The sequence below is a fragment of the Brevibacillus sp. DP1.3A genome, from assembly GCF_013284245.2.
In the GTDB taxonomy this organism is placed as follows: domain Bacteria; phylum Bacillota; class Bacilli; order Brevibacillales; family Brevibacillaceae; genus Brevibacillus.
In genome coordinates this window covers 3,254,676-3,276,660 of record NZ_CP085876.1, presented here as the reverse complement: position 1 = coordinate 3,276,660, position 21,985 = coordinate 3,254,676, and the positions used below count along the sequence as shown (strand labels likewise).

The window sequence follows — 21,985 nt, the reverse complement described above, 5'->3', positions numbered from 1 at the left end:
ACTATTTTCCTACGGGCTCCATGGAAGCGTTCAGTGCATGAGCCACATATTCTTCTGCACTCTGCTGAATTTGCTCATCTGAAACGCCCAATACCCCTTGGAACAAGAATGGTTTCAAGAATTTCAATCCCGTTAAATTCGCCATCGCATGCAGCGGTTTGATCAGTTCGCTGATGGAATAGTAGTTGTATCCTTCACGCTGATAAGCTTCCTCAGGTCCGCCCGTAGAAATCGCGAGGAGAAGCTCTTTTCCATGCAGCTTGTTTCCTTCAGATCCGTAAGCCCAACCATACGTCAACACAGCATCCTGCCACTGTTTCAAAAGGGCTGGTGTGCTGTACCAGTAAAGCGGAAATTGAAAGACGATACGATCGTGCTCTTGCATCAGCTTTTGCTCTTGTTCAACATCGATCTGGAAATCGGGATAGGCAGCGTATAAATCGTGAACCGTTACGCTTTCTTCTTTTTGCATCCTTTCCTTCCATGCTTTATTGATACGAGATTGAGACATAGTAGGGTGTACTGCGATGACGAGAGTTTTCATGAATTTCCTCCAAATGTTATTTGTTTGTACATACAAATTAACAAAATGACAGAGCACTGTCAACCATCCCGCTCCTTACAAATGCTGGAATTAAGACTCCGACTCGTTCTTTTCCAGCATTTCGACTGTCTCGTGAATCATCTGTGTGACTGATTTTGCCTGAGCTTCTCCAATCAATGCCACATAGTTTTTGTACATATCTGTAATGGCTTCTTCTATGTTCACCTGAGCTTCTCGCCCTTTTTTCGTAGGTAAAACGAAGATGTTTTTCCCCTCTACTTCTCGCTCCAGAAATCCTTTTCCAACCAGCTTATCGACAAAACGCGTAATCGTTGATGGTGTCATATGAAGAATTTGCGCTAATTGGGTCGGGGTCACCTTCTCCTTTTCGTTTACAGCCAACATGAGATACGCATGAGTAGGAGAAAATCCATAACGCTGGAAGGATTCTTCCGCCATTTTCGTGATCACACGGGATAATCGATTGGAAGTGAAAAACAAACAGTTATGCAAATTGTCGCTATTCAAGCCAAGAATCCCCCTATTGCTGTTCTTCGTTCCTTGCGACTGTCTCGTCGCTCTCCCCTAACTATACGCCATATCTCGGTCAAATGTAAGCGAAAGAAAAATCCCTCACAAGAAGGGATTACAGGCGAAACATTTGCTGTTCCGCGTATTGTACCAAACGCTTCGTCATCTCTCCACCAACTGAGCCATTTTGGCGTGCCGACGTATCTGCACCCAACTCGACTCCAAATTCAGCAGCGATCTCGTACTTTAATTGGTCAAGTGCTGCACGAGCTTGTCCATACACCAAGGAATTCGAACGTGCCATTGCTGTTCACCTCTGGTTGTGATTGTTTTCGTGATTGGTAGTATGTGCAGATTATGGGAGTGTATTCAAACATGCTCCGACCGTAGTCTTTGTTCTTTGGAAACCAGGCCACTCACCATGTAAACTGGCGCGCCTTCCTCCGAGTACACTTTTCTCGCAATGCTCGTTTGCTCCCATTTTTCTAATAACGTTGCTGCTTCATCCATGGTGATCCTGGCATTGTAAGCCAACTCGTAAACTGCTAAAGCACCGCCCTTCTTCGTCGCTACTTGCAGTGCGATTCGCTCCATTCTCTCTAGCTCCGATTTTTGTGAGAGGGCAAAATGACCGTAGATCCCTCCTATGATGGTACAAGCGAGAATGAAGATAAGGCTGTTCCAATGTACTAGGGCATATCCGCCTACATAGCTGAAGACAAATGCTAAACAGCAAAACAGCAGAAATCTCGACCTTTTATCGATCCATGCAGGGATCGAATCATAATCATCGTCGTATTTGTACACTTCCGACTCATCCTTATAATTCGGAAAGAGATAGATGATTCCACCATCTTCTTGATGCGTAATCGAGCAGTAGTTGCTTTTGTGCCATTTATCGATCGTGGGCTCCATCGATTGATAACTTTCATTCGTATAATAAGGAATCTCTTTCGGATTGAGTTCCCCTTCATTATCTATGACATACGTCAGAACATCGTGTTCCGAATGCCGTTGATCCTCTTTTCGATGGGAGGACAATAGGTAACGTCCGATCAAAACGAGAAAGATAAGTGCAACAATTGCAGCAGAGAGATACTCTCTCATGTTTACTACGATCTGTTCTTCGGAGATCACAACCAATGTGCCGATGACTGTAATGAATACAGCACGGACGATTCTTTTTTTGCGTATGCGCTGCGTTCGTTCCAACTTTTGTGTTTCCTCATCATCAGCCTCCTCGTTGTCTCCACTTTCATAAGGCATATGTCCGTATACGTGATCATCCAACTGATACACGGTCATCTTGCCAGGCATGGAGGACGTGCTCAGAACCTTTCGTTGTTCCATTTCTCTCAGAATTTGTTCACACCGCGATAGCGGTAACTGCGATTCCAGAGCAAATGATGCAACAGAGACGACTCCATGATTACGATTGGCGACAGTCATTGCAAGTGCTTGCTGTGTTCGTTGCATTTGCTTTTTGGCCAGCCTCTTGCCTTCCAAGTAGAAGACCGCGTAACCAATAGAAATGAGACTCATGAAGATTGCTAAAAAGATTGTGTTGTCTAAGATTTGATAGATGCCATCAATGACAAAATAACCAGTAAGCAAAGCAAGTATGAGAAAAACGCCAATAACAAAAAGAATCACCAAGCTACCTAAAAATTTATTCATTCGTCGCTCATTCCTCACCTTCAGTAAAGCCCGCGAAATAATAGAGAATGTCACCCTTCTCGGTTACACTTAGGTCAGCGAAACCATCTTTTTGAAGCTTATTTAAAATATCTTGCGCTCTTTGTATGGTAAGAGCAGATTGGGACGCGATATCCGCTGCCGTCACATAACCCTGCTGATCACGCGCAAGGGAAAGAATAAACAGGATATTCTCGGACTCGAGGCTTTCAAGAAACTTGAGCTTCTTGAGCCCTTTTGATTTTGCCCTTTTGTATTTGATTTCAAGTGGCAGGCCAAGGATGAAACCAAGTGTCATGGCATTCACCACATAATGTAAGGCTGTCATTTCATAAGGAATGTACGCTTCATATCTGTCCCCATAAAAAAAGAGCAGAAAAGCCTCCACATAAGGTTGTAGGATCGGCTGCAACCAAAGTGATAACAACCAAATGCAAATCATCATCCCAAAAACAATCATGAAATCCCTTCTTCTCACTCTATTTTTCAGAAATATCGTTCGACTAAATTTTACCTGAATAAATAGAAAAAGACACCAACAAATCGCTAGCGTCTTTGGACTCATTTTTCCGTGACTCTTGAATTATTTTTACTCATCTATTTTCGTGTTGAGGACATTCGCTCGTTCTATTAAAAGAGGGCGGGACGGTCAGAATGGAACTGCAAGAGGCGTTATGGAGCAAATGCTATGGAAGTGTCGTCGATCGATTTGGTATCGAATGGCAGTTTAATTACGAGGAATAGCAATCGGATAAGCATTGATGATATTTGGTACATACGCTTCCGTCAATCGCATGCCTTCAAGAATCATTTCCTTTTCTTCCTCTGACACGTTGAACAACTGGTCGCCGCATTTTTCGCAAGCTATCACCCACCGCTCCTCCAGCTTCTGCAGGCGATTCATATCCCATTGTACGTCTTGCTCACATGTTGGGCAGGCAATTATTTTCATCGTCTTTCCTCCTGTACGCACGGCTTACTTTTCTTGCATTTTACTAGAATGGACAAAAAAAAGACACTAACATCATGCTAGTGTCTTCTCATATGATCGATGCGATGGGTAGATTTCTAAGGTGACGAGAATCCCCCCATATATGTAAAGCTTATCTCCCGAACCTGCACCTGTTGCCTGCCAACCGGACTTTCCAGCACAACAGAATCGTCTGGAGACGCTAGCAGCAGTTGCCTGCCTATGGGCGATAAGAATGAAATTCTGTTGTTATCCGGGTCAATGTCTGTGGGATAAACTACAGTAAATGACTCCTCAAATTGATCTTCTTCAAATAGCACTTTTACACTGCTACCTAATAAACTAATTGCTTTAAGCGATTGAAAGAGTGCAGTATCTTCTTTTGCCAAAAGGCTTTCTAGTGTTTGCTTGTAACGCTCGACAATCTCATCGATGGCTTGCTTTTCTTTTCCGTAGTTCCGTACATATTGATCGTAAAAGAGTGAATACTGCTCGTCAAAAAAGACAAGCTGGTTGATCAGATGATTTCTGGTGCCATTCAAAATACTAGGGTTCATAGTAGATTTCACCCCCCAGTTGCTTTTCATAGACATGTTTGATGAACGTAATGTTCTTCATCGGAAAAACCCTCCTTAAAAAAATAGCCCCCGAAGGGACTCTCATCATTGTATCAATAATTTCAAAATGATTCCATCGACTGTTTAGAAATGCTTTACAGAGGATGATCAAAACGTTCACGCACCGGCATGAAGATTGCTTCCTTCAATGTCCACGTGCCAATCTCAAAGATCAAGCCCGTTTCCTCCGCGATGGGGATGAACACACCAGGTGACAGGATTCCTTTTATCGGGTCGCTTTTCTCAAATCCCTCTCCAATTCCATTCGCATCAACACTTGGTCATCGAGCTCATTGGTAAAAAACGAAATCCGTTTTTCCCGTTTTTCTTCACTTCGTACATGGCAGCATCAGCATTTTTGAGCAAGTGCTCCTCACAGCATCCGTGATCGGGATACACGGCTACACCAATACTCGCCGAGACGTAATAATCTTTTCCTTGCACGAAATAGGGGATCTCCATTTCCTTAACCACCCGATCAGCCAATGTCGAAAACTCATGAACACCTTCAACATTTTGGCAGATCATTGTGAACTCATCACCACCCATACGGGCAATCGTGACATCGAATCCTTCCGCGCTTTTTTTGATCCGATCACCCACTTCTTGCAAAAAACGATCCCCGTACGTATGGCCCAGAGAGTCATTGATCATTTTAAAACAATCGATGTCCAGTACAAGCACCGCAAATCGCGTACCCCGTTCGCTATTGCTAACAATTGCCTCTTGCAAGGCTTGATGAAGCTTCCTTCTGTTCGGCAAGCCGGTTAAATCATCGTGAAACGCCTGGTATTCAATCATTGACTTGGTGCGCTGCTCCAACATACGTGTCTGGTCTTCATATGCCTCCAGAACCAATTGCTGCTCAAAGCTGAGCAGCTTTGTAATGGCTTGTGCCAGTTTTTTTGAGTCAGGATAAACTTCTTTCCGATCATCGATAATTCGCATAAGCGTGCCTAACAGGTTTTGAAAAGAACCTATGTACCACTTGGGAGGAAGCCCGATTTTTTGATGAACCATCGCAATCCTCATGCGTTTTTCAATGAAAGCAGGATCGATCCGTCCGTCAAACAATTCGATTAAATGATTCTGTATGATTTGACGTAAACGTTCCACGGTTGTATGCTCCATCACAATTTGTTTCAAAGAGTCCACATGGAGAATCGAATCATAAAAAGAAGAAGTAATCTGCTCAATTTCAGTCTCAATGACAGGGCGAAACGCTGCGATTAGCTGCAAATCCTCTTCCGTCAAGTTAATCATGTTCATTTGTGCGATAACTTCGGTGTTTCCTTCTATTAAAATCCGTGCAGAATCGTCTGCCGGCGAAATCGACGGTTGGCGGCATGTAACGCTGTTTTCCTTGGACGGATTTGATGACTTCTGCATTTACATAGATTCTCCCTTTCCATAGAACCAACGTACGTATAGGCTCAAGCTTATTCATAAATATTCATTCGACATAATTCTACATTGTCCTCCATGTTTATCCATGACAATGATGAATACTGCCCCTCAGGTAAAAGGAAAGAGTCTGCACGATTTATGTGCAGACTCTAAATGTTCCCGCTATTTTTTCAGATCAATCGCCTTTTCCTTTACCAGAGCAGCTACCAATTGCTGTTGCACCTCCGCTTTTCATTCTTTAAACGTCACTTTATGTCACTTCTGGCTCGATAGAGGAAGAGAGCTGCGGGGTGACCGATATCCCGTTACTTGCCAAGGAAATCCAGGTAAAGAGGCTAAATGAACTCTCCGGTAGCACGGGAATCATGAGACGTGCTAAAACGATGAACGATAACAAATGATGCATGCGCAAAAAACGGCAAAAAAGACGCACAGTGGAAATGAATGCTCCCACTGTGCCGTTTCTTCCAGTCTTTTATTGTCTCACCATATCTGGTTGTCGCTCACCTTTTCCGTATGGATTATCCCCAATCAATACGATCTTATCATTTTCGGTGACCAGCACATGGTAGTGCGAGCCTGGTCCTTCGATCGCATAGTCGTACGAAGAAGAAATTAGTTTAACAGGTGCAGCCACTTTTTGCTTTTTAAGCGGTTCCCATTCATGTTCGAAGATTTGCCCATCCTTGGTAATCCGCAAACGTCCGCTCATCATGGCAATGCCTTCTTCCGTTTTGGATTCCAGCTTCACTTTGATAGCTCCTGCGTCATTTCCTTCGCTCTCAGGGTAAGCCTGAATTTCCTGAACCTTGCCTGCTCCGTTGATCGCCCAAACTGGTGCGATATCCTTTGTATAACGGACAAAATACTCAGGTGCAAGCTCCCGAATTCCTTCCAAACCAGCTATTGGTGCAAATGAAGTGAACGGCTCATCATTCTTCCGTTCTGCGTACAATACATGACCATTTTTCGTCACAGCAAAAAACGTATAAAGATTGGCATAAAGCTTGGTCACATCCGCTGCCAATTTTGAATCTATCTTAAGAGTTTCCACTTTTTTTGGGCGCAAGTTCGTGATGACATAGACCCCTCCGCGTTCGGCGGAATCATGGCTGAATTCTACAGTCAGGAATTTGTCATCTTCCGTACGCAACAAGAGATGCTCCTCCCCACCAACGAAATCCTTGATCCGAGAAGGCAACGCCAATGTTTCGCAGCTGCTAAATCCACTGCTCCACAACTGGATTTGTCCGTTCTCATTCAAGGTAACCGGAGAATCCAGGATGCTATCCAATGTGTTTACTTTCGTAGGTCCTTTCACTTCATATGGCATTCGATCCGCGCCAAAACTCCAGACAGAACCATCCTTACGAACGAAGTACGGTCGATCCAGCTCAGTTACTACCTGTTTTACATCACGTAATTCGCCCAATTCTGTCCATTTGTCAAAGGCAACAGGGATTCGTCCCAGCTGTCCTGTCATATTGCTGCCAAATGAATAGACGTTTCCTTTTTTATCGAGAGCAATCACATGGTCGGTGCCCGCTTGTACGTCTGTAATATCGGCAAGACCTGCTATTTTGACAGGCTCCTCTAGCTCATTTTCCAGATTCACTCCGAGCATTCCATGTGTATTATGTCCCCAGCCCCAAACAGTTCCGTCCGCTTTTACGACCAAGTACAATCCTTCTCCGCCAACTGCCATCCGCGTGGCACCATCTGCATGAGCGGCACGTACTACTTTTTCGTTTTCTTTTGTATTGTAGCTATACACTTCGCCCTTTTCTGTTTGGATCAAGGCGCGATCCGTGTAATCGACGGCTACCTGTTTTACTTTCCCTGGGATATCCATTACCTGCAGATTTTCTGTGTTCAGCTCTCCGGTTTTGCCATCGAGATAAAGAAGCTTCCCTTGGTCATCTACTAGAAATAAGGAAAAGGCTGAGCTATACATGTCACGGATTTTCGATAGCTTCGTCACCTTCTCTGCTGCTTTCGCTCCTTCTTCCCATTTCAGTACCGTACCATCTTCTTTTAGTAAAAAGAGTACGCCTTCATGAAGGTCGAGCTGCTGAATGTTCTTGATTTTATCCAGACCGGCCAGTTTTTCTGGTGCTTTCTTCTCATCGATCTGCCAGACTTCACCGGTGCCCGTGAGGACATAATCCGTCATGACTTGTTTGGCATCTTTGATCCCTGCTAGCTTGTGCGGATCATACTTTTTGTCTGATTGATAGCCCCATTTCCACACTTGCCCATCCCCTGTAAAGGCATACGAAATGCCTGGCCTCCACCCATAGCCTGCTTCATCAAAAATTACGCCTGTTGCAATGGCAGTAATCCCTTCCAGTACCGGCCTATTCTCCAATGGTTTCCAGGACTTCATCGTCGTGTCCGAAACATCCGCTATCGCATCATCTTGACTGCAAGCCTGTAGCTTCACCTCGGTATTGCCCGTCTTACCAGTCGATACTTCTACTTTTTGGGAAACTGCCTTCGCGGGGGATGCAGCAACGATCCCACTTGTCGTCAATAGGGAGAGTACCGCGGTATAGCTCAATAATGCTACCCATTTCTCTCTTCGTACCATCATGAATCTCCTCGCCATCGTCTAATGTAACCAATTGTAAGACGCTGGAAAATCGAATTGCGTCACTGTTTTTTCGATTACTTTAGTACGCTTCTCACTGTTTCAGTCCAGATATCCCTCTGGTCTAGCTCATTCCCTCGCTCCAATAAGGAGGTAAAGCCCTGCAAAAAATCTTCTTGCATCAGCCGCAGCTTGTCACGGTACTTCTCTTTTTGACTGACAGATAGCAGAAATTGATTGAAGACACGTAAAAAGGTATAATCCTCTTCCTCGCTCGGCAATAGCTTCAACCCAGTTTCGATAAGGAGTTCCGCGAAATTGTCAGCTGTAAAATCCGTAACGGTGAAAAAATGGGAGAATGTGATTGTTAAGTCAAATGGCACCCGGATACAAAAAAGAGCTTTACCATGAATTCGGCAAAGCTCGTCTGTTCTTTCTGTCTTGTTGTTGACTCGGGTCATCAGTAAGGCTTAGACGGACGGGACTTCTGTTCGGCTTCCTTGACTGCCGCTCCGGGATTCGTTGCGCCCATCGGCCCGCCCATCTCTTTGCTGTTTCCGCCATTGCCTTGAGCGATTCCAGCTTTCAAACGCTGGCCGTACTCTTCGTCACATTGCGAGAAGTAGCCAAGCATTTTCTCTTGAATGCGACGATCACAGGAGAGGAGTGCATCCGTCAGATTGACTATGAGGTCTTCTCTTTCCCAGTCTTCCAAGAGGCGATAACGTTCTCCCGCCTGTTTGAAATCGTTGGTGCGATCAATCTTTTGACGTACGACCTTCCCTACCACTTCTGGCTGATGATCAGGAGCTGCTTGCTTGGCTTCCTGCAATCCGCCAATCGTCGATGGCTCATAGTTAATATGCCTCTGCGTCCGATCTACACGGTACAGCATTTGACCGCCTTCCTGGTTGGTAGCGACATGGTTTTTGGGAGCGTTGACCGGAAGCTGCAAATAGTTGGAGCCAACCCGATAACGTTGCGTGTCAGAGTAGGAGAAGGTCCTTCCTTGCAGTAGCTTGTCATCAGAAAAATCAAGTCCATCCACTAAAACACCTGTCCCAAAAGCTGCTTGCTCGACCTCTGCAAAATAGTTATCCGGGTTTTTATTCAATACCATTTTACCTACAGGAAGAAACGGGAATTGATCTTCGGGCCATATTTTCGTTGGATCAAGCGGATCAAAATCGAGCTCTGGGTGATCGTCATCACTCATAATCTGGACGCACATTTCCCACTCCGGATATTCTCCTCGCTCAATCGCTCCATACAAGTCTTGTGTGGCATGATTAAAGTTTTTCCCTTGGATCTCTTCCGCCTGTTTTTGTGTCAAATTTTTAATCCCTTGCGTTAATGGCTGCCAATGGTATTTGACCAGGACCGCTTTTCCTTCGTGGTTTACCCACTTGTACGTGTTTACGCCAGAGCCTTGCATTTGCCGATAGTTCGCTGGTATTCCCCACGGGGAGAACAAAAACGTGATCATATGCATGGCCTCAGGCGTGTTCGAGATAAAGTCAAAGATCCGTTCCACGTCTTGAATGTTTGTGACAGGATCAGGCTTGAACGCATGTACAAGATCAGGAAACTTCATGGCATCCCGAATGAAAAAAACTTTGAGGTTATTGCCAACCAGATCCCAGTTCCCGTCCTCTGTATAAAACTTCACCGCAAACCCACGGGGATCGCGCAATGTCTCGGGTGAATGTGTGCCATGAATAACCGTAGAAAACCGTACAAACACAGGCGTTTTTTGCCCCCGCTCCGAAAACAGCTTCGCCCTCGTATACGTAGAAATCGGCTCATCTCCTACGGTTCCATACGCTTCAAAATAGCCATGTGCTCCTGCACCTCGGCTATGCACGACACGCTCAGGTGTTTTCTCCCGATCAAAATGTGTGATTTTTTCCAGAAAGTCGTAATTCTCCAGGACGGTTGGCCCGCGATTTCCAACGGTCCGCAGGTTCTGGTTGTCTGTAATCGGATGGCCTTGGCGATTCGTCAGGATATTTTCTTCTGACTGGTAAATGGACTTGCTGTTGTCATCCATATGAATCCTCCCTGTCCAGTTTTTCTCATGTGTGGTTCATAACCATGGTTACCGAATGAGGGATTCTTTATGCGAAAAGACTAAATAGCTTCGTAAGCAAAATCATCGTTAAGCACGGGAACCGTGTAACTCTGATTCCATTCCGCTGCAAGTGCGACATCTTCCGGGTACCCCATGTTGATCAGTTCTTGGCCGGAAGCACATTTCTGCAAGTAAGCGGGAAGATGATCTTTGGCCGATCGGAAGGCTGCCACCGCCATTTCGGCCTCTGGTGACAATCGATATCCCTCCAATCCGTAAAGCAGCGCACCTGCCGCAATCATATCCTCAATAGCCGGCCGCAATGCTCCATTTCCCCACCGTTCGCCGCAAGCGATGACCGTTACGGTTCCTTTCTGCTGCTGTATGTATCTGGCGACGGATGGTGCATTTCGCAAGCACGCAGCGATTACCTTCGCATCAGTTTTCTTTGCCAACACGGTACAGGTCGATCCGTTTGGCGAGGGTAACACCATTCTACTTCCCATCGGAACCGTTTTCAGACAGACGGGTGAAAGTGAGATTGGTTCTCCGCGTTTTCCAGCGAGCAGCGCTGTTTTTTGTTTAGCGAATGCTACGGCTGACTCATCCTTTACCTGATAAGGATAGACGATGCCTCCACGTCCCGTTACGATATCGACACACGTGCTGAAGGAGAGCACATCGATAATGACGATTGTATCCGATGCTGCACCGACCTGTTCCACTCCTTCGTATCCCCAATCAAATCGTGCCGTATAGTCTAGTTGTTTGCATACAGGCGTTTCTCCCAAAACCTCCACCATCCTCTATCAAAAATAGTTACTCGTCCCCTTACGTTCGCCGTTACAAATCAAGGCAAGAAACAATATCGTATTATTGTCCCACTAGTTTACACAAGAATGGAGTGAACATGGATGTCTGAAATCGAATACGACGACGATCAAGGTGTTACGGAAAAAAGAAGTCACAGACGCCCAAAAAGAAATACTGTGAGAACGACTGGTATTTTGCAAAACAACCTCGCTGTTGCTCTCACTGCTCACCTCGACCTGGTAAATCTGAACACAGAAGAAGTTGAAGTACGTGTGCAAGTATTGAACTGGGGTAACGCAGTTACGCAAACGAATCCAGTTAGCACCTTGCTTGACATCACGCAATTTATCCCTGCGAATACTCGCACTGCTTTCAATGCGCTGGTCCCCGCTTCTTTCCACTATGAAGTTCGCCTTACCGTAGCAGAAAACAACAGAAATGTCCTTCTCACCACTTATGGCCGTACTTCCATCGGCGGCGGTCAAGTGGTCGGTCTTTCAGTTCTTGACAGTCAATTCCAAACTGTCGAAATCGAAACTTGTATTTAACTATTTTGTAGGAAGAAAATGAGGAATTATGGTGGGACGCCATAGTTCCTTTTTTAAACCATTCGCATGCAGGAAAAGGCGCTGGGGACTATCCCAACGCCTTTTTACTTTTATGACCACGACAAAAAAACTGCCCTCGAAAGGACAGTTTCTTTTAAAAGGAGACTTACAGTTTTACTACGTTCTCAGCTTGTGGGCCACGGTTGCCTTGAACGATGTTGAATTGAACTTTTTGACCTTCGTCCAAAGTTTTGAAACCGTCACCTTGGATTGCGCTGAAGTGTACGAATACATCGTCTCCGCCTTCTACTTGAATGAAACCGAAACCTTTTTCTGCGTTAAACCATTTTACTGTTCCGTTCGTTTGCATTTAAAAAAACCTCCAAAAATTCAATTTGAATATGCTAGTCATATTTACCGAAGCAAATAAAGCTCACATATCATGAAGAAATACCAAATCATGTGCAATGATACGCCTTCATGATATGTGAATTTTACCTACTCAGCAAATATGCGAATGTCATAGGACGGAACTGCAAAATAAAAAACAAAACCTTTTGAAAACCTAAAACAATGAAAGCCCTTCCTCTCTTCCATCCTTGCGGCTCCGATGACCGCGCCAGTGTGAATCGGGGATTCAAAAATGTTATCCATCAGCATACACCTCGATGAATTTTAGGTATCAATTTTTCAAGTAGCAACCTCATTCTACCATGGTTGTCCAATAAAAGCAACCGTTCACCCTTATACTGGAGATGGCGGTACTCTGTTACAATAGCATTGGGAGGGATTTCATTGCAAAATCATACTTTGACAACCATTCAATTATCCGAATTGCTTCAAAAGAAAGTGCCCGTACTTTTATTGGACGTACGCGACGCCGAAAAATTTATTTCTGGCAGCCTCGTTCATGAAAACGCATCGACACGTAACGCCCCCTATCTTCTAATGAAGGAACAGGACAAGCCATTCGATGAAGAAACCGAGAAACTTGCGCAAAATATGCAAATTGTTACTGTATGTACAACAGGTAACAAAGCGCAAAAAGCTGCCGCTCTTCTTCGTGAGCATGGTTTTCAAGCAAATGCATTGGAAGGCGGTTTAACCGCATGGAAGGAACAATCAAACGAATCGAAATGAGCCTTATTTAACAACGCTTCTAGCTATTTGCCATATATTACTCCTTTATTTCGATTGGGATTGTCTGATATCGTTGTTCATGCCAAACGAAATAAGCCGAGACTTCCTCTTGAAAAGGAAGTGCGGGGGACTTTTTTGTGGATGAGATATGCCACATTGGGGTGAATCGCCGAACTGGCGTAGGGTTGTTTCCTCAATCCGAATCCGACAACTAACCTCGTAGGCAAAAAAAAGGAGAGATTTGTTTAATGAAACGTTTTGGTTCTGTTACAATCGCGATGACTCTTGGTCTGGGCTTGGCTTTGACAGGGTTTGCTACTTCTGCTTCGGCTGCTTCTAATTGCCCTGTTCCTGGCGGACAATTCCAATATTATATGCCACAATTCCAAAAAGCTCCAAATTCCCAGCAATTTTGGAACTTCTTTCAACAAAAACAAGGCTTTGCCCCTGGACAACAAATGCCAGTACAACAGCCAATGACACCGATGCAACCTGCAAAGCCGGTGCAACAAACACCAGTTCAAGCTGCCCCAGCGCAGCCTAGCAAAAACGTCGCTCAGCCTGCCGCTCCAGCAACTCAAGTGGAACAAGGAAAAACGGGTGATTTTGCGAAACAAGTCGCGGATTTGGTGAACCAAGAACGTGCAAAAGCAGGTCTCAAGCCTGTTCAAATGGATGCAGCACTGTCCAAAGTAGCGTTGGCAAAAGCACAAGATATGTCTTCTAACAACTATTTTGACCACAACAGCCCAACGTACGGTTCCCCATTTGAAATGATGAAGCAGTATGGCATTCAGTACTCGACTGCAGGTGAGAATATCGCCATGGGTCAACAGAGTCCACAAGAAGTTATGCAACAATGGATGAACAGTGAAGGCCACCGCCAAAACATTATGAACCCTGCGTTCACAAAAATTGGTGTAGGCTTCACAAATGGCTACTGGGTACAAGAATTTATCGGATAAAAAGCATTGCACGAAACGAAAAGCCGGTGTCTCTTAATCGAGACCCGGCTTTTTCGTGTAGGCATTATTCCTGTTGTGCTTCGGATGCCTGCTTTTTGGGGGTGCAACAGCAGCTATCCTGCTCATTTACCAAAGCGACATTCTTTTGATTCATTTTTTGCTTGGTTGGGTAAGCAGATACTTGCTGCAGCTCGGCATTGACATCAGACGATTGGTTCATCCGTATGGCCCCCTTGCCGTTTTTTTGTGGTGCACCCCTAGTATGCTCGCGGTTGTAAACGACTCATTCCTAAGGAACACTGGAAGCACATGCAAATGAGCCTATCTGCTAATGATATGTTCAAGGTCTTTTAAGGCAGCCGCTGCTGCCGCAACAGGATCTGATTTTCCTCCAACGACGAATAAATCCCCCATGACATCTGTTTCAACCCGTATGGCTTTTGTCGTACCTGATACAGATGCAAATGGATGAGTATGATCCACTGCACAAAGCTCCACTGCTACCGAAAGTGTACCATTTGCTTCCTTTTGGATACTTCCGATCAGCTTGGGGATCTTCGTATGCTTTTTCCACGTCTCGATTTGTAACGAGGTTATTTCGCGAATACTTGCGCGTGTGACATCGGTCAGATTTACTTGCGCGCCAAAAGCGGCGTTTGCCAAGATCGTGAGCTTCGAAGCTGTATCCCAACCATCGATATCGTAAGAAGGGTCCGGTTCGGCAATCCCCATTTTCTGCGCGAGCTCGACTGCTTCCGCACAGGTGAGCCCCTCTTCCATCATTTTTGTGAGCACGAAGTTAGTCGTTCCCGTAAAAATGCCTTCGACTCGCTTCACTTCACAGCCTGCCAAGTTATATTGCAATAGATCGATCGTCGGTAGAGCAGCTGCTGTTGCCCCACTGACTTTCAACGCGACGCCATGTTTTTTGGCTAGAGCGGCTAAGCCAGCATAATCGACAACAAGCGCGCCTTTTGAAATCGCGATTGCATGGATAGCATTTTCCAATGCATATCGAATAAAAGTAAGTCCTGGCCCTCCCTCTTTTTCAGATGGACCAGCCTCGATGAGCACATCCGCTTGAACCGATTTGATAAATGCCAGCGCGTTCCATGATGGGTGCCTTGCTTGTTTTGTATGAGCATAGTCTTCCAATTTTCCTGAATCGATTCCGTTCTCATCGTAGAGACCGGAAGCCGAACGAACGACTCCCACGAGTCTGACATCCGCTTGATAAAGCTCGCGGTATCGGTCCCGTCGCTGCTCCAGCAGTCTGGCTACGTGCTGTCCTACTGTTCCAAAGCCTGTCAACATAATATTCCAACGCTTCATGAGTTAATCTCCTTGCTGTTTATGCTCTGTTTATTTCCCACGCTTTTTTCTACGTTTAGCATGTATCCGGTGTAAATCCTCGTAATTCAATTTCTTTCCCGTTTTTGCCGAATAAATCTCTTCCGTATGATCAATAAACAAAATTCCTTCCAAATGGTCCATCTCGTGCTGAATACACCGAGCGAGGAAATCTTCGGCTTCGATTGTCTTTGTTTCTCCTTGGCGGTTCAACGTCTGAACTTTGACATAATTCGCCCGACGAACGATTCCAAATACACCCGGTATCGAAAGACAAGCTTCTTGCCCTACCTGCTCACCTGATTTTTCCATCAACACCGGATTGATCAGTTCAATCAAGCCGCTGCCGCAATCCATCACAACTAAACGCTTCGGGATGCCAATCTGGATCGCAGACAAGCCTGCTCGACCTTTCGCAGCGTAAATCGTTTGGGCCATATCATCCAAAATCTTTTCAACCTGTGGAGTAATGGATGGTACTCTTTTTGAAGTTTCACGCAAGATAGGGTCTCCCAGGCGAACGATCATGCGTTCAGCCATTTCCTTCTCCCTCCCGCATTACTCAGTTTTCGATTTCAAAGTAGCAAATCAGGTCGCCGCTGTCAAAAGGAACCTTGCAAAATCTGAAATATCCCACTGGGCAAGGGTGACAAATGCATGTAGATACGCTATCTTTATTGGTAAAGATAGATGTTTGTATATGAAAAGGGAGGCTACCATGCATTCATTAGCATCAACGCTGAACGAAACTATCCAACGCGAAAACCCACACGTATATGAAATGCTGTCCAATATCGCCAAGCTGATTTATTTCCCAAAAGAGGGGATTCTCAGCCAGTCGGCAGAAGCGAAAGCAAAAGCGAAAAAGTACAACGCAACCATCGGGATTGCACTGGAAAACGGTCAACCGATGCATCTTAAGGTCATCCAGGATAATCTGTCTGCTTACCAGCCAAAAGATATTTACGAATATGCTCCCCCAGCAGGAAAGCCTGAGCTGCGTGCAGCATGGCGTAAAAAAATGATCGAGGAACAGCCTTCATTGGCTAACCATACCTTTAGTAACCCAATCGTTACAAACGCATTGACGCATGGCCTGAGCATCGTATCTGACTTGTTCGCTGACAGCGGCGACAGTGTCATCATCCCGGACAAAAACTGGGAAAACTACGAGCTTACCTTTTCGATCCGCCGTGGTGCAGAAATGGTCTACTACCCATTGTATAACGACGAGATGAAATTTAATGCTTCTGCTTTGCGTGATGCCATTCTCGCACAAAAAGACAAAGGCAAAGCCATCGTCGTACTCAACTTCCCGAATAACCCAACTGGCTATACACCTGGTCCAGAGGAAGGAAAACAAATCGTCGCTGCACTCAAAGAAGGCGCTGAAGCTGGAATCAATATTGTCGCGGTGACGGATGACGCGTACTTCGGCTTGTTCTTCGAGGACTCAATGCACGAATCTCTCTTCGCTAGCCTGTGCGACGTTCACCCGCGCATTCTGCCTGTAAAAGTAGATGGCGCTACCAAAGAAGATTACGTATGGGGCTTCCGTGTTGGCTTCATTACGTATGCATCTCCATCCAGCGACTTGCTCAGCGCTTTGGAGCAAAAGACAATGGGAATCATCCGCGCGACTCTTTCCAGCGGATCGCATCCTTCCCAAACGTTCGTACTGCACGCAATCACTGCTCCGGAGTACAAAGCACAGAAGCAGGAGAAATTCGATATCATGAAAGGCCGTGCCAACCGTGTCAAGGAAGTGCTCGACACCGGAAAATACAATGACGTGTGGACTTACTATCCATTCAACTCCGGCTACTTCATGTGCCTCAAGCTAAAGACTGTCGAAGCGGAAACATTGCGCCAGCACTTGCTGGAACAGTATGGCGTCGGTACGATCGCTCTCGGTCAAACCGATCTGCGCATTGCCTTCTCTTGCATTGAAGAAGAAAACATTGCTGACTTGTTCGAATTGGTCTACAGCGGTGTAAAAGATTTGGAAAATGCATTAACCAAATAAATGTAACTACCACTATTGCAAAAGCGTCTTGGCCTCGTGTCAGGGCGCTTTTCGTTTTCTTTCAAAAAAAGCCCCGGATACTCACAAAGTGTAAATGCGAGGGTTTCCGAGACCTTTCTATCATGCTATTTCTATTAGCTTTCCATTGACGAACGCATACGCCGCGGCTGCTGTGTACCGATAAAAATGGAGGCGAGCACAAGAATCATTCCCGCTCCATGCATCCAAGTAAATGCTTCGTTCAAGAAAAAGACAGCCACGAGAGCAGCACTTATCGGCATCATTCCGGTGAACAAGCCAGCTTTCGAAGCCTCCACCTTCTCCACTCCTTTGTACCAGAGAAAGAAGGATAAGATGCTTGCCGTAAACGCATAGTACACAAGAAGCCACCATACATTTGCAGGTACGGCGCTCCAATCAAACCGCAAGCTTTCCCAAATCTCAAACGGGAGAAACAAGACAAAGCTGATGACATTTATCGCGGCCGTCATTTGGAAAGGCGTAATTTTCCCAGAAAGTCTTTTGGCGAAAATCGTGAAGAGCGCTTCGCTGACGACCGCAAAAAATACGAGCAGATTGCCCAGCATGCTTATCCAGTTTTGTTCCACGCCGCCTCCAGTGAACGTAATGAAGCCGATGCCGCCCACTGAAAGACCGATCGCCACTAAGCTGTTGGCGTGTAATTTTTCCTTGAGAATCCAGAACGAAAACAAAGCGATGCAAGCAGGCACCGTACTCGTAATGATACCGGCTGCAGTAGCAGTCGTCCACTGAACACCGTACAGCATGCAAATACTAAACAGAAACACGCCGAAAAACGACTGCCAGAATAACACCTTGCCTTCCTCACGGCTCCAAGAAGCTTTCCATTCCCCACGCATAGCCAGCAGCGGCAATAGGATGACGATCGCGAGCAAAAAGCGCAGCTCCGAAAACAAAAACACTGGAACATGGGAAACAATTTCTTTACCGATGGAGATGTTGCTTCCGACCAAGGCCATAGCCAAGGCTAACTGAATGTAAGCTAACAGCATGACGACTCGCTTCTCCCTTCAACCTCCTACAATTCTCTACATCTGGCCAAACTGCTTGCGATTAACCTGCGTTTTGCCATTTTTTTTGAGATGACGGGATTTTCTTTGTCTTTTTCTCTGCTGCGCCCACCAGCCAGGAACCAAACGGTAGTCTTCCCAGCCCATATGATATGGCAAAAGAAAGAATGGAGCACAAGACGAATGTTACCAAACTTCCCCACACGCCCGTGTGAAAAAGTTGAAGCTCGCGCAAAAGCTTCATCAAGTACGTCAAGATCAGCGCATGAATCAAATAAGCTCCGTACGAATATTTTCCAAGGAGTCCTAGCCAATGTGTCCATTTGGACTGCTTTTTGCTCATCCATAGGCAGAGAGCGTACACAGCCAGTAAGCAAGCCATCGTATAGAGGAACATGGACGGTTTCAAGGATGTCGCTACGTTTAAATTGATCTGGCCTTGCCCTGAATTACGCAAAAGTTCATAGCCAATGACTGCGTACAGGACACCGACCGAAACAATGATCCATTGCCAGTGTTTTTTCAGAATTGCACGAAATGCAGGCAGCGTGAAAGCGACCAAGCCACCGAACAAAAAGTAATAGAAATAATAGAACGCATTTCGATCGCGGTATTTGATGAAATACGTATCAAGCCAATTCAGATCGAAGCGGAAACCGTGCGCCGGGATGTACCTCGCCGAGAACCACATGAGGCCCCCATAAACCAATCCGGAGACACCAAGAGCGACAACGAGACGTAAGCGGCTGGTCACGAATCTGCGGAAAAGTTCAAATACTCTTTGCCAAAACGGATACAAAAGATAGAACTGAAAAATCATCACGACGAACCACAGATGATACGAGGACGTCCCTGTCAGGAAATTTTTGCTTACATTCCAGGCGAACGCAGCTCCCTCACCCAAAGGCTTCTCCATCAAGTAAAGATAGACCACCGACCATATTCCATACGGAACCAAAATCTCCGTTATCCGTTTACGCGTGAAGGAAATATAGTTCACTTTTTCGGAGTAGTTGTAAAACAAAACAAGACCCGTGATGAAAATGAATGCTGGTACAGCGAATTTTAGCAAATGAAACAACATTCCGTAGACGATCAACACGTGCTCTGTCAGTCCCGGCTCACGGATATACACACCAATGACATGCTGATAAACCACAGCCAAAAATGCAAAGGCCCGGATCAGTTCCAACTCACCAATTCGTTCTTTTCGAGCCATTACCAAATACCAGATCCTTCCTGTTTTTACGAAAAAAAGTGCTACCTCCCATCTTACCGACCAAAAGTCAGTCTGGCAAGCCTCAAATCAAAAAGACTGATACCCTTTTGTACTGGTATCAGTCACTACTATCCACCTTGATTCGAAGATAGATCCGCTAGACTTCGAATCGGCCAAACAAGACTTTGTACCCCACGTGAATACAGTGCTAGATGCGGAGAATCCGTGAGTGGGATTGACAGGTTTTCGGTCATCGCGTTTTCACGAATATGAAAGGCTGCCTCCTGTAGCTGCCACGGCTCGTGCACCACATCCGCATACATCATTTGCTTCGTTCTGTTACACCTGCAAAAGAGTGTGTATCGCTCCGTCAGCCAATGCATCAGCGTTCCCTCTTTGGCGAAAAATCTGTCAGCGAGAGGCTGGTAGCTGCCTTCGAACGAGGGAGACTGAGGTAGATCAGATAGACGTCGAGAGGTAAAATCGATCCGATCCCCTTGGTGATGAAAAGCCATTTGGGCCCGATAATAAGGCAGTCGGTACCAAAATTTCGCAATCTTGATCACTAGCGGATTCGACGTATCCAGCGAAAGAAAATACACGCCCGTCTTCCCTTTCGCCTTCACATACGTTCGGACATTGATTTCAGGGAAAGTCGTCGTGAATGGTACGGATGGCATCCGATGCAAACGCACGCCACTCAGCAAAAACGGGATAATACTGATCCATGCCTTGCCATCGTAAGTATCGAGCTCAAGTCCTGCTGGAATGAGCGCTTTGATAGACGCTGGGGAAATCGCCCAATGTAAAAAAAGAAGATGCTCCCACGTCTGCGTCATGGTCCATCCGTGATACTGTGCGGCTGACTTAATTTGGATAATCCTCTGTTCGATACGAATCCCTCCCATTCGTACGTCGATCAAGCAATTTAACTGGAAGAGGATGAATGATAGGCAAGGGGTACTTTCGTCACTTTACTCGTCATCTCATCGAGAGAGACGAGATCCGCAGCGGTAACTTCATGAAGAGACGTTTTCCCCAGAGCGAGGATGGCAATTTCCATCTCATCCACAAACGAAAGAAAAAAATTAGCCAAGTATTTCGTGGCTGAATCGGGGTCAAATTTGTTTTTCAAGCTCCCTGGATAGGTGGTCAGCTCTGTCGGTGGTTCCCACGGTATTGCTTTTGTCACCTGATCATGAGTCATCGCCCACAAAACAGCCGTCCCCATAAATATGCCATCTGCTCCCAAAGCAATAGCTTTCAAGCACTCACCCGGAGTATTATATCCGCCCCCTGACAGTAAGGTAATTCGTTCTTTTACACCTTTTTTCTTCAAATAGCGCACCGCCCGGGTCAGCGCATAAATCGTCGGCAAACCGAAATCATCCTCCAGGATTGGAGGTCCACCTTTTGTCCCCGCTTGTCCGCCATCGATACTGATAAAATCTACACCGGCTTGGATTACAATCTCTAGGTCTTTTTCAAGAATGGCACTGGCGCAGATTTTGACGCCAATCGGAACGCCTTCTGTTATTGTGCGCAACTTGTCTACGAGCTTCTTAAGATCTTCCGGCTTCGATACTTCCGGATGCCGCGAAGGAATGATAATCATCTCTTCATCCTGGACCCCCATGATTTCAGCAGCTCTTCCCTGGATGTATTCAGCGGGGATAAAGCTCGCGGCAGCTGCAGTCGCCCCCTGCCCAAAATGGATTTCGATGGCGTCCGCCTGTCGCAAAATTTCCGGCTCCTTTGCCCACTTTCCCGAGTTGTATTGGAGAATAAGATGTTTGGCGAATTTCCTTTCTTCCGGCAGTAACGGACCTTCACCCGTATTCGTCAAAGTCCCCACTGCGGCCGTTCCCTTTGCAATCGCGATTTTCACATCGGCACTTACACCGATACCGTATCCCATTGCCCCTACCATGAGCGGAATGTCCAAGGTTAACGGCTTTTTTGCCATGGGTCCAATCGTGATTTGCATATCCACTTCGGTATCCTCACTGGAAGGCATCTTGGCCAGCTGTGCAGGAGAAAATATCAAGCTATCAAAGTTCAAGAACTTGCGCGGACTTCCGAAAGGACGCTCGATGGCTTGTCCAGTAGCTGCTCGCAAGCTGTTCTCCAGGACGTAGCGCGGACTGACTTTGGTCATTGCGGAGACCATCTCAAAAATATTTTCCGGATAGCGGTCTGACATGAGGCGCTTCATGAACTTGGCGAGCAGCCACTGGGTAAGAGGTCGAAAAAGACAGATCAAAAGCAGTCCCACCACGATGAGTGCAGCTATCGATCCTACAAAGGAGCCGATCAAAAACGAAATCCAGTTGCCAGCCATCCTCTTTCTCCTTCCTACTGTCAGAGCGCTGCTGCTTGTTACTAGGTATGTGAGATAGGAAAATTTTGCCCCAATCATGCCACTTTTATCCTACGCCTACTCCTTC

At 45.9% G+C, this 21,985-nt stretch carries 24 protein-coding genes, 1 pseudogene and 1 riboswitch; of the genes and pseudogenes, 5 read left to right on the top strand and 20 right to left on the bottom strand.

Annotation, left to right across the window (positions count from 1 at the left end):
* Window position 1: 1 nt before the first annotated feature.
* The 5 genes from HP399_RS15350 to HP399_RS15330 all read right to left on the bottom strand — a co-directional run bounded on the left by HP399_RS15350 (window position 2) and on the right by HP399_RS15330 (window position 3,230).
* Window positions 2-544, bottom strand: a complete 543-nt coding sequence (locus tag HP399_RS15350) for an NAD(P)H-dependent oxidoreductase (protein ID WP_173619373.1) — start codon at window positions 542-544, stop codon at window positions 2-4.
* Window positions 545-634: 90 nt separating this feature from the next.
* Window positions 635-1,072, bottom strand: coding sequence for a MarR family winged helix-turn-helix transcriptional regulator (locus tag HP399_RS15345; protein ID WP_173619374.1), 438 nt, complete (start codon window positions 1,070-1,072; stop codon window positions 635-637).
* A 118-nt stretch (window positions 1,073-1,190) separates the two neighbouring features.
* On the bottom strand, window positions 1,191-1,379 hold the full coding sequence (locus HP399_RS15340; RefSeq protein ID WP_007729278.1) for an alpha/beta-type small acid-soluble spore protein: 189 nt from the start codon (window positions 1,377-1,379) through the stop codon (window positions 1,191-1,193).
* 65 nt (window positions 1,380-1,444) lie between these two features.
* Complete coding sequence (locus tag HP399_RS15335; protein ID WP_173619375.1) at window positions 1,445-2,752, bottom strand: DNA primase; 1,308 nt, start codon at window positions 2,750-2,752, stop codon at window positions 1,445-1,447.
* Window positions 2,753-2,759: 7 nt separating this feature from the next.
* Window positions 2,760-3,230: a MarR family transcriptional regulator gene (locus HP399_RS15330; RefSeq protein ID WP_173619376.1), complete on the bottom strand. Its 471-nt coding sequence runs from the start codon at window positions 3,228-3,230 to the stop codon at window positions 2,760-2,762.
* Between the two features lie 170 nt (window positions 3,231-3,400).
* Between HP399_RS15330 and HP399_RS15325 the strand changes: the two are divergent.
* Window positions 3,401-3,514: pseudogene (locus tag HP399_RS15325) on the top strand (VOC family protein); the annotation flags it as partial.
* On the opposite strand, the gene HP399_RS15320 reads toward HP399_RS15325, so the two are convergent.
* The 7 genes from HP399_RS15320 to HP399_RS15290 all read right to left on the bottom strand — a co-directional run bounded on the left by HP399_RS15320 (window position 3,498) and on the right by HP399_RS15290 (window position 11,225).
* Window positions 3,498-3,722, bottom strand: coding sequence for a hypothetical protein (locus tag HP399_RS15320; protein ID WP_173619377.1), 225 nt, complete (start codon window positions 3,720-3,722; stop codon window positions 3,498-3,500). The pseudogene HP399_RS15325 and the gene HP399_RS15320 sit on opposite strands and share 17 nt — an antisense overlap.
* 116 nt (window positions 3,723-3,838) lie before the next feature.
* Window positions 3,839-4,297 carry a GreA/GreB family elongation factor gene (locus tag HP399_RS15315; RefSeq protein ID WP_228088533.1) on the bottom strand — a complete coding sequence of 153 codons (459 nt, stop codon included), beginning with the start codon at window positions 4,295-4,297 and terminating at the stop codon, window positions 3,839-3,841.
* Between the two features lie 330 nt (window positions 4,298-4,627).
* The gene (locus HP399_RS15310) at window positions 4,628-5,746 is read right to left on the bottom strand and encodes a diguanylate cyclase domain-containing protein (protein ID WP_228088532.1); all 1,119 of its coding nucleotides are present in this window, start codon (window positions 5,744-5,746) and stop codon (window positions 4,628-4,630) included.
* 493 nt (window positions 5,747-6,239) lie between these two features.
* Window positions 6,240-8,357, bottom strand: coding sequence for an RCC1 domain-containing protein (locus tag HP399_RS15305; protein WP_228088531.1), 2,118 nt, complete (start codon window positions 8,355-8,357; stop codon window positions 6,240-6,242).
* A gap of 74 nt (window positions 8,358-8,431) precedes the next feature.
* Window positions 8,432-8,815 carry a hypothetical protein gene (locus HP399_RS15300; RefSeq protein ID WP_173619379.1) on the bottom strand — a complete coding sequence of 128 codons (384 nt, stop codon included), beginning with the start codon at window positions 8,813-8,815 and terminating at the stop codon, window positions 8,432-8,434.
* Window positions 8,815-10,404 carry a catalase gene (locus HP399_RS15295; RefSeq protein ID WP_173619380.1) on the bottom strand — a complete coding sequence of 530 codons (1,590 nt, stop codon included), beginning with the start codon at window positions 10,402-10,404 and terminating at the stop codon, window positions 8,815-8,817. The genes HP399_RS15300 and HP399_RS15295 overlap by 1 nt, the downstream gene beginning before the upstream one ends.
* Before the next feature lie 80 nt (window positions 10,405-10,484).
* The gene (locus HP399_RS15290) at window positions 10,485-11,225 is read right to left on the bottom strand and encodes a 2-phosphosulfolactate phosphatase (RefSeq protein WP_228088561.1); all 741 of its coding nucleotides are present in this window, start codon (window positions 11,223-11,225) and stop codon (window positions 10,485-10,487) included.
* 114 nt (window positions 11,226-11,339) lie between these two features.
* Between HP399_RS15290 and HP399_RS15285 the strand changes: the two genes are divergently transcribed.
* A complete protein-coding gene (locus tag HP399_RS15285; protein ID WP_173619382.1) occupies window positions 11,340-11,786 on the top strand; it encodes a hypothetical protein in 447 nt (148 codons plus the stop codon).
* 166 nt (window positions 11,787-11,952) lie between these two features.
* On the opposite strand, the gene HP399_RS15280 is transcribed toward HP399_RS15285, so the two are convergent.
* Window positions 11,953-12,156, bottom strand: a complete 204-nt coding sequence (locus HP399_RS15280) for a cold-shock protein (RefSeq protein WP_007729289.1) — start codon at window positions 12,154-12,156, stop codon at window positions 11,953-11,955.
* A 425-nt stretch (window positions 12,157-12,581) separates the two neighbouring features.
* Between HP399_RS15280 and HP399_RS15275 the strand changes: the two genes are divergently transcribed.
* Together HP399_RS15275 and HP399_RS15270 are read left to right on the top strand one after the other, a co-directional pair.
* A complete protein-coding gene (locus tag HP399_RS15275; RefSeq protein ID WP_228088530.1) occupies window positions 12,582-12,926 on the top strand; it encodes a rhodanese-like domain-containing protein in 345 nt (114 codons plus the stop codon).
* An 84-nt stretch (window positions 12,927-13,010) separates the two neighbouring features.
* A riboswitch (cyclic di-AMP (ydaO/yuaA leader) is annotated at window positions 13,011-13,167 on the top strand.
* A 7-nt stretch (window positions 13,168-13,174) separates the two neighbouring features.
* Window positions 13,175-13,891, top strand: coding sequence for a CAP domain-containing protein (locus HP399_RS15270; RefSeq protein ID WP_173619384.1), 717 nt, complete (start codon window positions 13,175-13,177; stop codon window positions 13,889-13,891).
* Window positions 13,892-13,955: 64 nt separating this feature from the next.
* Here HP399_RS15270 and HP399_RS15265 read toward each other — a convergent pair whose 3' ends face one another.
* The 3 genes from HP399_RS15265 to def form a co-directional block, all read right to left on the bottom strand.
* Window positions 13,956-14,111, bottom strand: a complete 156-nt coding sequence (locus HP399_RS15265) for a hypothetical protein (protein ID WP_017248920.1) — start codon at window positions 14,109-14,111, stop codon at window positions 13,956-13,958.
* A gap of 101 nt (window positions 14,112-14,212) precedes the next feature.
* Window positions 14,213-15,223, bottom strand: a complete 1,011-nt coding sequence (locus HP399_RS15260) for a homoserine dehydrogenase (RefSeq protein ID WP_173619385.1) — start codon at window positions 15,221-15,223, stop codon at window positions 14,213-14,215.
* Window positions 15,224-15,253: 30 nt separating this feature from the next.
* Window positions 15,254-15,781, bottom strand: coding sequence for a peptide deformylase (gene def / locus HP399_RS15255; RefSeq protein ID WP_173619386.1), 528 nt, complete (start codon window positions 15,779-15,781; stop codon window positions 15,254-15,256).
* 178 nt (window positions 15,782-15,959) lie between these two features.
* Here def and HP399_RS15250 point away from each other — a divergent pair, with 178 nt between their 5' ends.
* Window positions 15,960-17,267, top strand: a complete 1,308-nt coding sequence (locus tag HP399_RS15250; RefSeq protein WP_173619387.1) for an aminotransferase class I/II-fold pyridoxal phosphate-dependent enzyme — start codon at window positions 15,960-15,962, stop codon at window positions 17,265-17,267.
* A 134-nt stretch (window positions 17,268-17,401) separates the two neighbouring features.
* Here HP399_RS15250 and HP399_RS15245 read toward each other — a convergent pair whose 3' ends face one another.
* The 4 genes from HP399_RS15245 to HP399_RS15230 all read right to left on the bottom strand — a co-directional run bounded on the left by HP399_RS15245 (window position 17,402) and on the right by HP399_RS15230 (window position 21,879).
* Window positions 17,402-18,301: a DMT family transporter gene (locus HP399_RS15245; RefSeq protein WP_173619388.1), complete on the bottom strand. Its 900-nt coding sequence runs from the start codon at window positions 18,299-18,301 to the stop codon at window positions 17,402-17,404.
* A gap of 61 nt (window positions 18,302-18,362) precedes the next feature.
* Window positions 18,363-19,538 carry an acyltransferase gene (locus HP399_RS15240; protein WP_173619596.1) on the bottom strand — a complete coding sequence of 392 codons (1,176 nt, stop codon included), beginning with the start codon at window positions 19,536-19,538 and terminating at the stop codon, window positions 18,363-18,365.
* Between the two features lie 128 nt (window positions 19,539-19,666).
* The gene (locus HP399_RS15235) at window positions 19,667-20,377 is read right to left on the bottom strand and encodes a YqjF family protein (RefSeq protein ID WP_228088529.1); all 711 of its coding nucleotides are present in this window, start codon (window positions 20,375-20,377) and stop codon (window positions 19,667-19,669) included.
* A gap of 89 nt (window positions 20,378-20,466) precedes the next feature.
* Window positions 20,467-21,879 (bottom strand): FMN-binding glutamate synthase family protein, encoded by a 1,413-nt coding sequence (locus HP399_RS15230; RefSeq protein ID WP_173619390.1) that lies wholly within the window; start codon window positions 21,877-21,879, stop codon window positions 20,467-20,469.
* Window positions 21,880-21,985 lie beyond the last annotated feature (106 nt).

What these genes read in the sequence shown, in the direction of transcription:
- HP399_RS15350 (WP_173619373.1), bottom strand. Translation starts at nt 544, where the DNA reads ATGAAAACTCTCGTCATCGCAGTACACCCTACTATGTCTCAATCTCGT.
- HP399_RS15340 (WP_007729278.1), bottom strand. Translation starts at nt 1,379, where the DNA reads ATGGCACGTTCGAATTCCTTGGTGTATGGACAAGCTCGTGCAGCACTT.
- HP399_RS15335 (WP_173619375.1), bottom strand. Translation starts at nt 2,752, where the DNA reads ATGAATAAATTTTTAGGTAGCTTGGTGATTCTTTTTGTTATTGGCGTT.
- HP399_RS15330 (WP_173619376.1), bottom strand. Translation starts at nt 3,230, where the DNA reads ATGATTGTTTTTGGGATGATGATTTGCATTTGGTTGTTATCACTTTGG.
- HP399_RS15320 (WP_173619377.1), bottom strand. Translation starts at nt 3,722, where the DNA reads ATGAAAATAATTGCCTGCCCAACATGTGAGCAAGACGTACAATGGGAT.
- HP399_RS15315 (WP_228088533.1), bottom strand. Translation starts at nt 4,297, where the DNA reads ATGAACCCTAGTATTTTGAATGGCACCAGAAATCATCTGATCAACCAG.
- HP399_RS15310 (WP_228088532.1), bottom strand. Translation starts at nt 5,746, where the DNA reads ATGCAGAAGTCATCAAATCCGTCCAAGGAAAACAGCGTTACATGCCGC.
- HP399_RS15305 (WP_228088531.1), bottom strand. Translation starts at nt 8,357, where the DNA reads ATGATGGTACGAAGAGAGAAATGGGTAGCATTATTGAGCTATACCGCG.
- HP399_RS15300 (WP_173619379.1), bottom strand. Translation starts at nt 8,815, where the DNA reads ATGACCCGAGTCAACAACAAGACAGAAAGAACAGACGAGCTTTGCCGA.
- HP399_RS15295 (WP_173619380.1), bottom strand. Translation starts at nt 10,404, where the DNA reads ATGGATGACAACAGCAAGTCCATTTACCAGTCAGAAGAAAATATCCTG.
- HP399_RS15285 (WP_173619382.1), top strand. Translation starts at nt 11,340, where the DNA reads ATGTCTGAAATCGAATACGACGACGATCAAGGTGTTACGGAAAAAAGA.
- HP399_RS15280 (WP_007729289.1), bottom strand. Translation starts at nt 12,156, where the DNA reads ATGCAAACGAACGGAACAGTAAAATGGTTTAACGCAGAAAAAGGTTTC.
- HP399_RS15270 (WP_173619384.1), top strand. Translation starts at nt 13,175, where the DNA reads ATGAAACGTTTTGGTTCTGTTACAATCGCGATGACTCTTGGTCTGGGC.
- HP399_RS15265 (WP_017248920.1), bottom strand. Translation starts at nt 14,111, where the DNA reads ATGAACCAATCGTCTGATGTCAATGCCGAGCTGCAGCAAGTATCTGCT.
- HP399_RS15260 (WP_173619385.1), bottom strand. Translation starts at nt 15,223, where the DNA reads ATGAAGCGTTGGAATATTATGTTGACAGGCTTTGGAACAGTAGGACAG.
- def (WP_173619386.1), bottom strand. Translation starts at nt 15,781, where the DNA reads ATGGCTGAACGCATGATCGTTCGCCTGGGAGACCCTATCTTGCGTGAA.
- HP399_RS15250 (WP_173619387.1), top strand. Translation starts at nt 15,960, where the DNA reads ATGCATTCATTAGCATCAACGCTGAACGAAACTATCCAACGCGAAAAC.
- HP399_RS15245 (WP_173619388.1), bottom strand. Translation starts at nt 18,301, where the DNA reads ATGCTGTTAGCTTACATTCAGTTAGCCTTGGCTATGGCCTTGGTCGGA.
- HP399_RS15240 (WP_173619596.1), bottom strand. Translation starts at nt 19,538, where the DNA reads ATGGCTCGAAAAGAACGAATTGGTGAGTTGGAACTGATCCGGGCCTTT.
- HP399_RS15235 (WP_228088529.1), bottom strand. Translation starts at nt 20,377, where the DNA reads ATGACGCAGACGTGGGAGCATCTTCTTTTTTTACATTGGGCGATTTCC.
- HP399_RS15230 (WP_173619390.1), bottom strand. Translation starts at nt 21,879, where the DNA reads ATGGCTGGCAACTGGATTTCGTTTTTGATCGGCTCCTTTGTAGGATCG.